This window comes from Halopseudomonas sp. SMJS2 (assembly GCF_029866945.1).
GTDB classification, from domain to species: Bacteria; Pseudomonadota; Gammaproteobacteria; order Pseudomonadales; family Pseudomonadaceae; genus Halopseudomonas; species Halopseudomonas bauzanensis.
On sequence record NZ_CP123445.1, the window covers coordinates 1746995 to 1760264 of the forward strand.

At 58.0% G+C, this 13270-nt stretch carries 14 protein-coding genes; 10 read left to right on the forward strand and 4 right to left on the reverse strand.

All coding sequences use genetic code 11. From position 1 onward, the window contains the following. Positions 1 to 27: 27 nt before the first annotated feature. Positions 28 to 378: an ATP-dependent Clp protease adapter ClpS gene (gene clpS / locus QAO71_RS08150; RefSeq protein ID WP_280165629.1), complete on the reverse strand. Its 351-nt coding sequence runs from the start codon at positions 376 to 378 to the stop codon at positions 28 to 30. Between the two features lie 215 nt (positions 379 to 593). On the opposite strand from clpS, the gene cspD reads away from it, so the two are divergent. Beyond that, positions 594 to 857 (forward strand): cold shock domain-containing protein CspD, encoded by a 264-nt coding sequence (gene cspD / locus QAO71_RS08155; protein ID WP_036989802.1) that lies wholly within the window; start codon positions 594 to 596, stop codon positions 855 to 857. Positions 858 to 957: 100 nt separating this feature from the next. Here the strand turns inward: cspD and icd are convergent, their stop codons facing one another. After that, positions 958 to 2214, reverse strand: a complete 1257-nt coding sequence (gene icd / locus QAO71_RS08160; RefSeq protein WP_036989800.1) for an NADP-dependent isocitrate dehydrogenase — start codon at positions 2212 to 2214, stop codon at positions 958 to 960. Positions 2215 to 2571: 357 nt separating this feature from the next. Between icd and QAO71_RS08165 the strand changes: the two genes are divergently transcribed. From QAO71_RS08165 to QAO71_RS08205, 9 genes are all read left to right on the forward strand, one after another. Continuing rightward, positions 2572 to 3006: an NUDIX hydrolase gene (locus QAO71_RS08165; protein WP_074781205.1), complete on the forward strand. Its 435-nt coding sequence runs from the start codon at positions 2572 to 2574 to the stop codon at positions 3004 to 3006. A gap of 1 nt (position 3007) precedes the next feature. Next, on the forward strand, positions 3008 to 4132 hold the full coding sequence (gene mnmA / locus QAO71_RS08170; RefSeq protein ID WP_074781206.1) for a tRNA 2-thiouridine(34) synthase MnmA: 1125 nt from the start codon (positions 3008 to 3010) through the stop codon (positions 4130 to 4132). Beyond that, positions 4129 to 4749, forward strand: coding sequence for a high frequency lysogenization protein HflD (gene hflD / locus QAO71_RS08175; RefSeq protein WP_074781207.1), 621 nt, complete (start codon positions 4129 to 4131; stop codon positions 4747 to 4749). Before mnmA ends, hflD begins: the two co-directional genes overlap by 4 nt. Before the next feature lie 97 nt (positions 4750 to 4846). After that, positions 4847 to 6217 (forward strand): adenylosuccinate lyase, encoded by a 1371-nt coding sequence (gene purB, locus QAO71_RS08180; protein WP_036989795.1) that lies wholly within the window; start codon positions 4847 to 4849, stop codon positions 6215 to 6217. 80 nt (positions 6218 to 6297) lie between these two features. Continuing rightward, positions 6298 to 7473: a cupin domain-containing protein gene (locus QAO71_RS08185; protein WP_280165630.1), complete on the forward strand. Its 1176-nt coding sequence runs from the start codon at positions 6298 to 6300 to the stop codon at positions 7471 to 7473. After that, positions 7466 to 7897, forward strand: a complete 432-nt coding sequence (locus tag QAO71_RS08190; protein WP_074781210.1) for a GNAT family N-acetyltransferase — start codon at positions 7466 to 7468, stop codon at positions 7895 to 7897. The genes QAO71_RS08185 and QAO71_RS08190 overlap by 8 nt, the downstream gene beginning before the upstream one ends. Positions 7898 to 7967: 70 nt before the next feature. Further along, positions 7968 to 8789, forward strand: a complete 822-nt coding sequence (locus QAO71_RS08195) for a secretin N-terminal domain-containing protein (protein WP_280165631.1) — start codon at positions 7968 to 7970, stop codon at positions 8787 to 8789. A gap of 453 nt (positions 8790 to 9242) precedes the next feature. Further along, the gene (locus tag QAO71_RS08200; protein ID WP_280165632.1) at positions 9243 to 10838 is read left to right on the forward strand and encodes an isocitrate lyase; all 1596 of its coding nucleotides are present in this window, start codon (positions 9243 to 9245) and stop codon (positions 10836 to 10838) included. 174 nt (positions 10839 to 11012) lie between these two features. After that, complete coding sequence (locus tag QAO71_RS08205; RefSeq protein ID WP_036989790.1) at positions 11013 to 11459, forward strand: thioesterase family protein; 447 nt, start codon at positions 11013 to 11015, stop codon at positions 11457 to 11459. A 128-nt stretch (positions 11460 to 11587) separates the two neighbouring features. On the opposite strand, the gene QAO71_RS08210 is transcribed toward QAO71_RS08205, so the two are convergent. Then, positions 11588 to 12556, reverse strand: coding sequence for an OmpA family protein (locus QAO71_RS08210; RefSeq protein WP_036989789.1), 969 nt, complete (start codon positions 12554 to 12556; stop codon positions 11588 to 11590). A gap of 94 nt (positions 12557 to 12650) precedes the next feature. Next, positions 12651 to 13232, reverse strand: coding sequence for an RNA polymerase sigma factor SigX (gene sigX, locus QAO71_RS08215; RefSeq protein ID WP_036989788.1), 582 nt, complete (start codon positions 13230 to 13232; stop codon positions 12651 to 12653). Between the last annotated feature and the right edge of the window lie 38 nt (positions 13233 to 13270).

The following is a 13270-nucleotide window of genomic DNA, read 5'->3' on the forward strand; positions in this document are numbered from 1 at the left end:
CCTCATTGTGCGACTCTGGTCGCTCTATTACGCTTCGCGTTCTATCTGACACATCAACGGGTGCTGACATTCCCTGGCATATTCATTTACCTGAGCCGCCTTGGTCTCGGCAATATCCCGAGAATAGACGCCACATACGGCTCTGCCCTCAGTATGGACCCTGAGCATGATCTGTGTAGCCTTTTCCCGATTCAGCAAGAAGAAGACCTCCAATACCTCCACGACGAAATCCATCGGCGTGTAATCGTCATTGAGCATAATGACCTGATAGCGTGCCGGCGGCTGCAGTTCCGGTTTGCCGGTTTGTACCGCCAGACCATCATCTTCTTCGTGCTCCGGCTGCCCCGGCTCCTGCATGAACGTTAGTTGAGTTTCCATCGTTGCAAATGTCTTTTGATCACATGGTGTATGTCAGGCTACAGGCAAAATGTGCACTGGTACACAGCTTGCCTGTACCCGCCTTGACTTATCTCGATTCAATGTTAATAAGTGTAACAAGCCTGATACGTAATCCGTCATTCTCCGACATTCCGTGTCATGTGAGGTCACAGCAGGATTCACTACCCAGTATGGGGACAGCAGAGGAAAGCAGTATGGAGATAGGTAAGGTCAAATGGTTCAACAATGCCAAAGGCTATGGTTTCGTGGTAGCCAATGGTCGCAATGAAGACCTTTTTGCCCACTACTCAGCTATCCAGATGGATGGGTACCGAACGCTCAAGGCAGGCCAGCCTGTACAGTTCGACATCATCCAGGGTCCGAAGGGCCTGCATGCAGTCAATATCCAGGCCGTTGGTGAGCCGGTTCGCAAATCGGCTGAAATGACCGAAGCGGCTCCGGTGGCGACGCTTGTTTAACTGACACCTGCCCGCGTGTTCCTCGCTGTACCGGGCACTCTTACACAAACAAGCCGGCATTTGCCGGCTTGTTTGTTATTGCTTCTGACTGCCGCTTGAATTACATCGCAGCGATCAGATCATCACCGAACTCGGAGCACTTGCGCAGGACGGCACCGTCCATCAGACGCTCGAAGTCATAGGTAACGGTCTTGTTGGCGATGGCGCCTTCAGTACCCTTGATGATCAGGTCAGCAGCTTCTACCCAACCCATGTGGCGCAGCATCATTTCTGCGGACAGGATCAGCGAACCAGGGTTGACCTTGTCCTGACCGGCGTACTTGGGTGCAGTACCGTGGGTCGCTTCGAACATGGCAACCGAGTCGGACAGGTTGGCGCCCGGAGCAATACCAATACCGCCCACTTCGGCAGCCAGTGCGTCGGACAGGTAGTCACCGTTCAGGTTCAGGGTAGCGATAACGTCATACTCGGCCGGGCGCAGCAGGATCTGTTGCAGCATGGCGTCGGCAATGGCGTCTTTCACGACGATGTTCTTGCCGGTGTTCGGGTTCTTGAACTGCATCCACGGACCGCCGTCCAGCAGCTCGGCGCCGAACTCGTCACGAGCGACTTCATAGCCCCACTCTTTGAAGGCACCTTCGGTGAACTTCATGATGTTGCCCTTGTGCACGATGGTCACGGAGCTACGATCATTGTCCACTGCGTATTGCAGAGCCTGGCGCATCAGGCGCTTGGTGCCCTGCTCGGAAACCGGCTTGATGCCAATGCCGCAGCCTTCGGTGAAGCGAATCTTGGTAACACCCATTTCCTCGGTGAGGAACTTGATGACTTTCTTCGCTTCGGGGGAGTCGGCTTTCCACTCGACACCAGCGTAGATGTCTTCGGAGTTCTCGCGGAAGATGACCATGTCGACGTCGCCGGGGTTCTTGACCGGGCTGGGTACGCCGGTGAACCAACGAACCGGACGCTGGCAGACGTACAGGTCCAGCTGCTGGCGCAGAGCTACGTTCAAGGAGCGGATACCGCCGCCTACCGGCGTGGTCAGGGGGCCCTTGATGGAAACAACGTAGTCCTTGACTGCATCCAGGGTTTCTTCCGGCAGCCAGGTGTCCTGGTCGTAGACCTGGGTGGCTTTCTCGCCGGCGAACACTTCCATCCAGGAGATCTTGCGCTTGCCACCGTAGGCTTTTTCCACGGCCGCATCGACTACCTTGATCATGACCGGGGAAATATCAACGCCGATCCCATCACCTTCGATGTAAGGGATGATCGGGTTGGCAGGAACATTCAGGGTGAAGTCGGCGTTGACGGTAATTTTGTCGCCGCTCGCCGGCACCTGGATCTTTTGGTATCCCATTTGTGACTCCGTTGTGTGTCGTTGTCAGTGAAGACCCGGACGGTTGGTCCGAATCGGAAGAATACGGATTTGGTGGGCCGTATTGTTGTAGTTTTCCTACAAAAAGTCACGCACTTTCATCATCTTCAGTGGTATCTCCCGCAAGAAACGCCTTTCTCGAGGAGCCACTGATTGATTGGTGACCAGATTTTGTAGTGAGACTACATTCTCACTACAGGGCCTGGACGCTCTTCGCATCCTAGCCCTTTTTCCGTCCAATTCCAGCCCCCTCCCTCGCTGGAGCCGTTGCGTTTCATCCCGACCATTCACCGGGAGGCCGGTTTACGGTAACCTATCGGCCTGAATCGGGAGTCAAATATGCGCTTTTTACCTCACGTTACCGTCGCCACTATCGTCGAAGATCGCGGCCGGTTTCTCATGGTTGAGGAAGTCAGCAACAATAGAGTTGTATTCAATCAGCCTGCCGGGCATTTGGAAGCAGACGAAAGTCTCATACAGGCTGCTCATCGCGAAACTCTGGAAGAAACCGCCTGGACAGTGGAAATCACCGGGCTTACCGGAGTCTACCTGTTCCGCGGCGAAAATGGTGTCACCTACCAGCGTACCTGCTTCATCGCCCAGCCGGTGGCTCACCAGCCCCACCTGCAACTGGATGACGGTATCGTAGGCGCCCATTGGCTGACCTTGGAAGAAGTTGCTGCGCTGGGTGAACAACTGCGTAGTCCCATGGTGCTTGAATGCCTCACCGATTACCTGAACAAACCGCGGTATCCACTGGATCTGATTCGTTGACATGACTACGCAAACCAAAACGCCCAGCCAGACCCGGGTTATTGTCGGCATGTCCGGCGGGGTCGACTCCTCCGTCTCTGCGGCCTTGTTGCTCGAACAGGGCTATCAGGTCGAGGGTCTGTTCATGAAGAACTGGGATGAAGACGACGGCACCGAATACTGTACCGCCCGCGAAGACCTGGCTGATGCCCAGGCGGTGTCTGATCGCCTCGGCATCAAATTGCATACAGCCAACTTCGCCGCCGAGTACTGGGATAATGTGTTCGAGCATTTCCTGGAAGAATACAAGGCCGGCCGCACGCCCAATCCGGACATCCTCTGCAACCGGGAAATCAAGTTCAAGGCCTTCCTGGACTACGCGCTGATGCTGGGCGCCGACCTGATCGCCACCGGCCATTACACCCGCCGCGCCGAGCGCGACGGCCAGACGCTGTTGTTGCGTGGGCTGGATGCGAACAAGGACCAGAGCTACTTTCTGCATGCGGTTGGCGGCGAGCAGCTTGCCCGTACGCTGTTTCCGGTGGGTGAACTCGAAAAGCCCGAAGTACGGCGCATTGCCGAGAAATACCAGCTGGCCACGGCGCGCAAGAAGGACTCCACCGGCATCTGTTTCATCGGCGAGCGTCGGTTCACCGATTTTCTCAAGCAGTATCTGCCAGCCCAGCCTGGCGAGATAGAGACCACTGATGGGCAGGTCATCGGCCGTCACCATGGCCTCATGTATCACACCATCGGCCAGCGTCAGGGTCTGGGCATCGGTGGTTTGCAGGGCGCCAGTGATGATCCCTGGTATGTACTGCGCAAGGATCTCGAGCGCAATGTGCTGGTCGTCGGCCAGGGCAATGAGCACCCCTGGCTGTTTTCCAGCGCGCTCGCCTGCTCCAACATCTACTGGGTCAACCCGCTGGACATCACCGAGCCCATGCGGTTGACCGCCAAGGTGCGGTACCGCCAGCCCGATCAGGCCTGCACCCTCGAGCGGACTGCCAATGGCTACCTGATCCGCTTCGATGAGCCGCAGCGTGCAGTTACCCCGGGGCAGTCCATAGTGCTGTACCAGGACGATGTCTGCCTGGGCGGCGGTGTCATCGAGCAGGCGACTCCCGCCTATGAGGACGCGCCATGACGCCGGCTGAAGAACAGGTACTGGCCTTGGGAGCGATCTTCGAGGCGGCACTGCAGGTCGATAAACTGGCCCGCACCGGCCAGCACAGCGAAGGCCCGGTGAGCTGTCTGATCCAGAGCATCTTCGAACGCTCGCCGGACGACACCCTCGGTATCTATGGCGGCTCCCATCACCAGATTCGCAGCGGACTGCAGGCACTCAATGCCATGCTGGAGCGGGATACCGCCAGCCTGCAGCGTGATGCCCTGCGCTACACCATGAACCTGATTACCCTCGAACGGCAGCTGGACAAGCGCGACGACATGCTTGCGGTGCTCGGTCAGCGTCTGGATCAGGCGCAGCAGCAGGTTGGTCACTTCGGACTGCTGCATGACAACACCATGGCCTCCCTGGGCAGCGCCTATCAGGATACCTTGAGCACCTTGCGGCTGCGCATTCAGGTGCATGGCGACATGCGGCATCTCCAGCAACCCGATATTGCCAACCGCATCCGTGCACTACTGTTATCTGGCATCCGCTCGGCGCGCCTGTGGCGTCAGCTCGGCGGTCATCGCTGGCAACTGCTGTTGTCACGCCGCAAGTTGCTGGAAGCGACCCGCTCCATCCTCAACGGGTAGCGCACGAGGCGCTGCCCACCTGCCCGCAGGTCGAACCCAATCACCTCAGGATGGTGTATGATCTGCGGCTTTCAGCCAGCCTTTGACGAGAACTCCTATGCAACTTTCCTCCTTGACCGCCGTTTCACCCGTTGATGGCCGTTACGGCAGCAAAACCGCCAGCCTGCGTGGCATTTTCAGTGAGTACGGCCTGATCCGCTTTCGTGTGCAGGTTGAGGTCCGCTGGTTGCAATGCCTGGCTGCGCACCCGGGCATTCCCGAGATCGGTCCGTTCTCCGACGAGGCCAATGCCCTGCTCGATCGTCTGGTCGATGATTTCCAGCTGAGCCACGCTGAGCGCATCAAGGAAATCGAGAGGACTACCAACCACGACGTCAAGGCGGTGGAGTACCTGCTCAAGGAACAGGTCGCGGCCCTGCCCGAACTGCAGAAAATCAACGAGTTCATTCACTTCGCGTGCACCTCCGAGGACATCAACAACCTGTCCCACGCGTTGATGCTGCGCAGTGGTCGCGACGAGGTGGTGCTGCCACTGATGCGTCGCCTGGCCGATGAAATTCGCGCCCTGGCGGTGTTGTTCGCCGACGTGCCGATGCTCTCGCGCACCCACGGTCAGCCGGCGTCCCCCACGACCCTGGGCAAGGAACTGGCGAACGTCGTCTACCGCCTGGAGCGTCAGATCACCCAAGTGGAGAACATTCCGCTGCTGGGCAAGATCAACGGTGCCGTCGGCAACTACAACGCCCACCTGTCGGCCTACCCCCAGCTGGACTGGGAAGCCAACGCCCGTCAGTTCATCGAAGAAACCCTGGGGCTGACCTTCAACCCCTACACCACCCAGATCGAGCCGCATGATTACATCGCCGAGCTGTACGATGCGGTGGCCCGGTTCAATACCATCCTGATCGATTTCGACCGGGATATTTGGGGTTACATTTCCCTGGGTTACTTCAAGCAGAAGACCATTGCCGGTGAAATCGGCTCCTCGACCATGCCGCACAAGGTCAATCCAATCGATTTCGAGAACTCGGAAGGCAACCTGGGTATCGCCAATGCGATCCTCCAGCACCTGGCCAGCAAGCTGCCGATTTCCCGCTGGCAGCGCGATTTGACCGACTCCACCGTGCTGCGCAACCTGGGTGTCGGCTTTGCTCACAGCATCATTGCTTATGAAGCAACTCTCAAAGGAATCAGCAAGTTAGAGCTGAATGTTCAACGTATTGCTGAAGACCTGGATAACTGCTGGGAAGTGCTCGCCGAGCCCGTGCAGACCGTCATGCGGCGTTACGCTGTGCCGGACGCCTACGAAAAGCTCAAGGAGCTGACCCGCGGCAAGGGCATCACCCCGCAGGCGCTGCAGAGCTTTGTCGACGCGCTGGAGATTCCCGATGCAGCCAAGCGGGAACTCAAGGCCCTGACGCCTGCCAATTACATTGGCAACGCCGTGGCGCAAGCTCGCCGTATCTGAACTGCCGCCGATGCCCGGTCTCGCCGGGCATCGGCTCAAGCCACTCCCTTCGACCTTCCTGCCGCATTCGAGGCTGCCCCATGTCCTTTTCCGTCACCACCCTCCCTGGCGGCATGTCTGCCGATGAGTTTCTCCGGGATTACTGGCAGAAGAAGCCGCTGCTGATCCGCCAGGCCTTTGCCGATTTCGAAAATCCGCTGAGCGCGGATGAGCTCGCAGGCCTGTCCCTGGAAGAGGAAGTGGAATCGCGCATTGTGTTGGAACAGGGCGCCACGCCCTGGGAATTGCGCCATGGCCCCTTCACCGAAGACGATTACCGCAAGCTGCCGGAGCGGGACTGGACGTTGCTGGTCCAGGCTGTTGACCAGTTCGTGCCCGAGGTGGCCGAGCTGCTGCAGGCGTTCCGCTTTCTGCCCAGCTGGCGGGTCGACGATGTGATGATCAGCTACGCTGCGCCGGGCGGCAGCGTTGGCCCGCATTACGACAACTACGACGTATTCCTGCTGCAGGGACATGGCCATCGACGCTGGAAGGTCGGACAGGCCTGCAATGCTGACAGTCCGCTATTGAGTCATCCCGATCTGCGCATTCTGAGCGATTTCCAGCAGCAGGATGAGTGGGTACTTGGCCCCGGTGACATGCTGTATCTACCTCCGGGTCTGGCCCACTACGGCATCGCTGAAGACGACTGCATGACCTACTCGATCGGCTTCCGGGCTCCCAGCCACGCCGAAGTACTGACCCATTTCAGCGACTTTCTCGGTCAGTATCTCGGTGATCATCAGCGCTACAGCGATGCTGGTCTCAGCCTGCCCGCAGACCCGGCACAAATCGATGGGCCGACGGTTGACTGCCTGCAAAAGCTCCTGCTGGAGCTGATTCAGGACAAGGAAGCCCTGGGCACCTGGTTCGGCCGCTTCATGACCGAGCCACGCTACCCGGAAATGATCACGGCGCAAGAGCTGGACGAGCAGGTGCTGAACGATGCGCTGGACCAGGGCTACGGCCTGGTACGCAGCCCTAACGCCCGCCTCGCCTGGCGCCAGGAGCAGGACGAGTACCTGATGCTGTTCGCCAGTGGCGAACATTGCCTGCTGCCGACCCGACTGCTGCCGCTGGTGCAGCTGATCTGCAATCGCGATTATCTTGATGCCGAGCAGTTGGAGGCGTGGCGCCAGGACGATGAGGCCGTCCTGCTGCTGGAGCAATTGCTGAGCAAAGGCGATCTGCTGCTGGAAGAGGACGAGGATGAATAATCTGGATATTCGGCTAGCGGACTGGGATAGCACGCCGGCATTGCGCGATATTCGCCAGATAGTGTTCATCGACGAGCAACAGGTACCACCAGAGCTCGAGTGGGACGCAGATGACGCGCATGCCACGCACTTTCTGCTGACTGCCGACGAACAACCGGTGGGTACTGCCCGGCTGCTGGATGATGGCCGTATCGGACGTGTTGCCCTGTTGCCACAGGCGCGCGGCAAAGGCCTTGGCCGGCAACTGATGCTGGCCGTCATGCAGCACGCCCGCCAGCAAGGCATGACGCAGCTGAGGTTGTCGGCCCAGACCCACGCGCTCGATTTCTACGGGCAACTGGGGTTCGTGCCCTGCTCGGAGGTGTATCTCGATGCCGGCATTCCTCACCAGAGCATGACGTGGGAAGCCACTGCAGCCCAGTAACGGCGCTGGCGGCGATCTCGCGCGCGCCCTCGAATGCTAAACTCAGCTTCGGTAACGAGGAGATCGCGCCATGAATCTGCGAATCATGCTGGCCATTTTTACCAGTCTCGCCCTTGCTTTCAGCTCTGTTCAGCTCCTCGCCGCGCCGCGGACCGAGGTCATCCCGTTGGGTTACACCATGGCCCAGGATGTCATTCCGGCTATTCAGCCGATGCTCCGTGCCGACGAACGTGTCTCCGCCTATGGCAATCAGTTGATCATTCGCGCCGAGCCTGAGCGGCTGCAGGAGATCCGAGCGCTGCTGAGCGAGCTTGATCGCCAACCGGCCAAGCTGCGTATCACCGTCAGCAACTCGGCCAGTTCACGGGGTAACGAGTCCGGCTACCGGCTGGATGGTCGATTGGAAACTGGCGCTGGGGACATTGTTGTGGGGCAGCCGCGAGGTGCCAATCAGGCGCGAGTCATCCGCCGTGAAACCCGCGGCGCGGGTGACGGTACCCGGGTGATCACAGCCAACGAAGGCTACCCGGTGCTGATCCAGACCGGCCAGCGGATACCGCTGACCAGCACCACGACCAATATCTATGGCCAAGTGATCAATCAGACCGAATATCACGACGTCACCTCCGGCTTCTACGCCACCGTGCGCCTGAACGGCGATCTTGCAACCATCACCCTGAGCGCCAACAACGATCGGCTGCACCCTGCCGGCAAGGATGTCATCGACGTACAGCGTACCGATACGGTAGTCACCGCACGCCTCGGCGAGTGGGTTACCGTTGGTGGGGTGGATGATGCTGAAAGCCGCCAGGACCGCGGCCTAGGGCGCCGAACTACCACCCGCAGCGCGCAACAGCAGAGCATCCGATTGATGGTCGAACGCTTGCAATGAGTTTTGTTGGAGTTTTGTAGTGTTTAGATAAATTCACTACAAGATCGTTGACTTCTGTTTTTCCAGGCCGCATTATTGCCCCGCTCCCGCTAGCCAGAGCCCCTTTACGGGTCTCCGGATGGTTCCTGAACCTAAGGACCCATCTGTGTCTCGACAGCCCACAAGGCAGTTCGACGAGGTTGCGACTGGAACGAAGTTGTCCTGAGGGACGGGGAAGCGATTCAAACGTAGCAGCCTGTATGACACCGGAGCGGCGGTATGCTCTTCAAGCTATCAGCTTGAGCAAAACACGCCATCCAGCGCATCGACTGTAACGTACCCTCCTCTCTCTTATGTCATTCTTCAATTCCGGTCACTGTTTCGACGCACTGCGGAGTGCCGCAACCCAGGCTCTGGCTTAAGGGTTCGGGGTCGACTAACGTCAGAACCAACGCACACTTTGAAGGATTGACCATGTCAGCATATCAGAACGATATCAAAGCAGTTTCCGCGCTCAAAGAAACCGCCGGTAACGGCTGGAACGCCATCAACCCGGAATCCGTCGCACGCATGCGTGCACAGAACCGTTTCAAAACCGGTCTGGATATCGCCAAGTACACCGCTGCTATCATGCGCAAGGACATGGCCGAGTATGACGCCGACAGTTCTGCCTACACGCAGTCCCTCGGCTGCTGGCACGGCTTCATCGGCCAACAGAAGCTGATTTCCATCAAGAAGCACCTGAAGACCACCAACAAGCGTTACCTGTACCTGTCCGGCTGGATGGTCGCGGCGCTGCGTTCCGAGTTCGGCCCCCTGCCCGACCAGTCCATGCACGAGAAGACTGCCGTTTCCAGTCTGATCGAAGAGCTGTACACCTTCCTGCGCCAGGCTGACGCCCGCGAACTGGACCTGCTGTTCACCGCTCTGGACGATGCCCGCGCCGCTGGCAACAATGCCAAGCTCCAGGAAATCCAGGCCCAGATCGACAACTTCGAAACCCACGTGGTGCCGATCATTGCCGACATCGACGCCGGTTTCGGTAACGCCGAAGCCACCTACCTGCTGGCCAAGCAGATGATCGAAGCGGGTGCCTGCTGCATCCAGCTCGAGAACCAGGTGTCCGACGAGAAGCAGTGCGGTCACCAGGACGGTAAGGTCACTGTTCCGCACTCTGACTTCCTGGCCAAGATCAACGCCGTTCGCTATGCCTTCCTCGAACTGGGTGTCGACGACGGTGTGATCGTTGCCCGTACCGACTCCCTGGGCGCCGGCCTGACCAAGCAGATCGCTGTTACCAACGAGCCGGGCGACCTGGGCGACCTGTACAACAGCTTCCTCGATGGCGACTACATCGAGAATGCCGATTCCATCGAGAACGGCGACGTGGTCATCAAGGCCAACGGCAAGCTGCTCAAGCCCAAGCGTCTGGCTTCCGGTCTGTTCCAGTTCCGCAAGGACACCGGTGTCGACCGCGTCGTACTGGACTGCATCACTTCCCTGCAACACGGTGCCGACCTGCTGTGGATCGAAACCGAGAAGCCGCACGTTGGCCAGATTGCCGACATGGTCAACCGCATCCGCGAAGTGGTACCGAACGCCAAGCTGGTCTACAACAACAGCCCGTCCTTCAACTGGACGCTGAACTTCCGTCAGCAGGTATTCGATGCCATGGTTACCGAAGGCAAGGATGTTTCCGCCTACGACCGTGCCAGCCTGATGAGCGTCGAGTACGACGAGACCGACCTGGCCCAGCTGGCTGATGAGAAGATCCGCACCTTCCAGGCTGATGCAGCCCGTGAAGCCGGTATCTTCCACCACCTGATCACCCTGCCGACTTACCACACTGCCGCACTGTCTACCGACAACCTGGCAAAAGGGTACTTCGACAAGGAAGGCATGCTGGCCTACGTGAAAGGTGTTCAGCGTCAGGAAATCCGCCAGGGTATCGCCTGCGTCAAGCATCAGAACATGGCTGGCTCCGACCTCGGTGACAACCATAAAGAGTACTTCGCTGGCGAAGCCGCTCTGAAAGCCGGCGGTAAAGACAACACGATGAACCAGTTCTGATCGAATTGATTCACGGGCCTCGGCCCGCGTGTTGAAGAAAAGGCCACCTCCGGGTGGCCTTTTTCCTTCCAGTAGGCTCCAAGCCGCCAAGTCGCGTACAATGCGCGCTCCATTGCCGGCCGCGACGGCGTACTCGCTTCCTCCGGCACATCATGCAGCAACAGGTTGGAAAGAATGGCACGTTTACATCTGGAGTTTCCGGAAGATCAGTTTTACTTCACCACTCAACTGACCGTCCGCATCACCGACATCAACTCAGGCAAGCATCTGGCAAACGATTCCATGGTCTCGATGATATCTGAGGCCCGGGCTCGCTTTCTGTATCAGTTCGGTATAGAAGAAGCTGGTGTCACAGAGGTCGGCATTATCGTCACCGATCTGGCCACCACCTACCTCAAGGAGGCGTTCGCCCGGGAAACTCTCGTCTTTGAAGTGGGGCTGATGGATCTGAACAAGTACGGCGGCGATATCATCTTCCGTATCACCAAGGCCGATAGCGGCGAGCTGGTTGCCCTGGCCAAGTCCGGCTTCGTGTTCTATCACTTCCTTACCGCAAAGGTTGCGCCGATGCCTGAGGATTTCAGGTTGCGCTTTCCTGGCGTGAACCAGGCCGTCGATTGAGAAATACCTAGATTCAGAAACGAAAAGGCCGGTCAATGACCGGCTTTTTTTGGCCTGCCATCCTTGGCAAGCTGACCCCGGGTGGTCGCGAATGCAACGCCCACGGGGTCTATGATGAAGAAGATCGATTAACGAACTTCAACCTCAGTTTCCACTTCAGCTTCAACGCGACGGTTCATGGCGCGGCCATCGTCGGTTGAGTTGTCAGCGATCGGGCGAGCTTCGCCGTGACCGACTGCATTCACGCGGGAAGACTCAACGCCTTCAGCGATCAGCGCTTCACGAACAGAGTTGGCGCGACGCTCGGACAGGTTCTGGTTGTAGGCATCAGTGCCGACGGAGTCAGTGTGACCTTCAACGGTAGTGGTGACCGAAGGATAGGTCTTCATGAACTCAGCCAGGCTCTGGATGTCCTGACGGAACTCCGGACGGATGGTGTCGCGGTCGAAGTCGAACTTGACGTCCAGCTCAACGCGAACGGACTGCATCTCTGGCTCGGGCTCAGGAGCGGGTGCCGGGGCAGGAGCGGGCTCAGCCTGGGCTACAACCGGAGCGGGCGAAGAACCGAAGTTCAGACCTAAGCCAACGCCGGCCTGCCATTCGGTGTTGCGATGGTCCAGACCGTACAGGGCGTCAACACCAGCCTTCACGAAGAAGTTTTCGTTCAGGTAGTTTTTCACACCGAAACCGGCCACAGCCATAGTGGTACGGTCATCCGTGTTGGTACCGACCTGTTCCAGTTCCTGGTGAGCGAAGCCACCGGAAATGTAAGGACGCAGCGCACCTTCTCCGAAGTGGTAAACGGCTTCAACGTGGGCGAGCTTGCCGTCGATATCTTCACCGGAGTTCGGACCGTTATCCACTTCCAGACTCTTGTAAGTACCCAGGCCGATGTTCAACAGTACGTCGTCGGTGACAAAGTAGCCCAGGCTACCACCAACCAGAGTACCGTCGTTCAGATTGTGGCGGCTGTCGGTGAAATAGCGCTTGGCGAAGGCTTCGACTTCAACCGAACCGGCACTCTGGGCCATGACCGGCAGCGCGGAGCCGGCGATAGCAGCACTTACAACGATACCTACTGTGTTTTTCAATTTCATCTTTGAATCCCCGTTAAATCCATTCGGACGTTAGGTTTTGCGCAAAACTCGCAGGCAGTATAGCAGAAGCTACGGTAATTCAAGCGAGCCACATCTAAAAAGGATTGTTCAAGTGCTTCCTCAGCTTTTCCAATGCTCGCTTGTAGCGCATCTTGGTCGCACTCAATCCCATGTTCATGATGTCGGATATCTCTTGAAACTCCAACTCCGCAACGAAGCGTAATACCAGGATTTCCCGATCTACCTGGTTGACATGCACGAGCCAATGGTCCAGGCCCTTGCTGTCTACGGCTGGGCCCTCAGGTTCTTGGGCTTCTTCCTGAGCGTCCAGACTAAGCGCATCGTATAACCGCCGCTTGCGTTTTTCTTTTCGATACTGGGTAATGCATTCATTGTAAGTGATGCTATATAGCCACGTTTTGAACTTGGCCTTACCTTCAAAGTGCTTAAGCCCGTGCAGCACCTTGAGCATCACTTCCTGACATACATCATCAGCATCCCTTTCGTTGCCAAGATATCGGGCACACACATTGAAGAGTGTGCGTTGATACCTTCGCATCAGCTCCTCATAGGCAACGGTAGTATGGAAAAGTTCACGATTGGCGCGCGCGACCAGTTCTTCGTCCGTCATCTCGGACAATTGGCTGCGATTGCGTGAAGCCAGGCTATCGGTCAAAACAGAGTCATCGGCAAGTTGGCAGGACCGTATCGCCG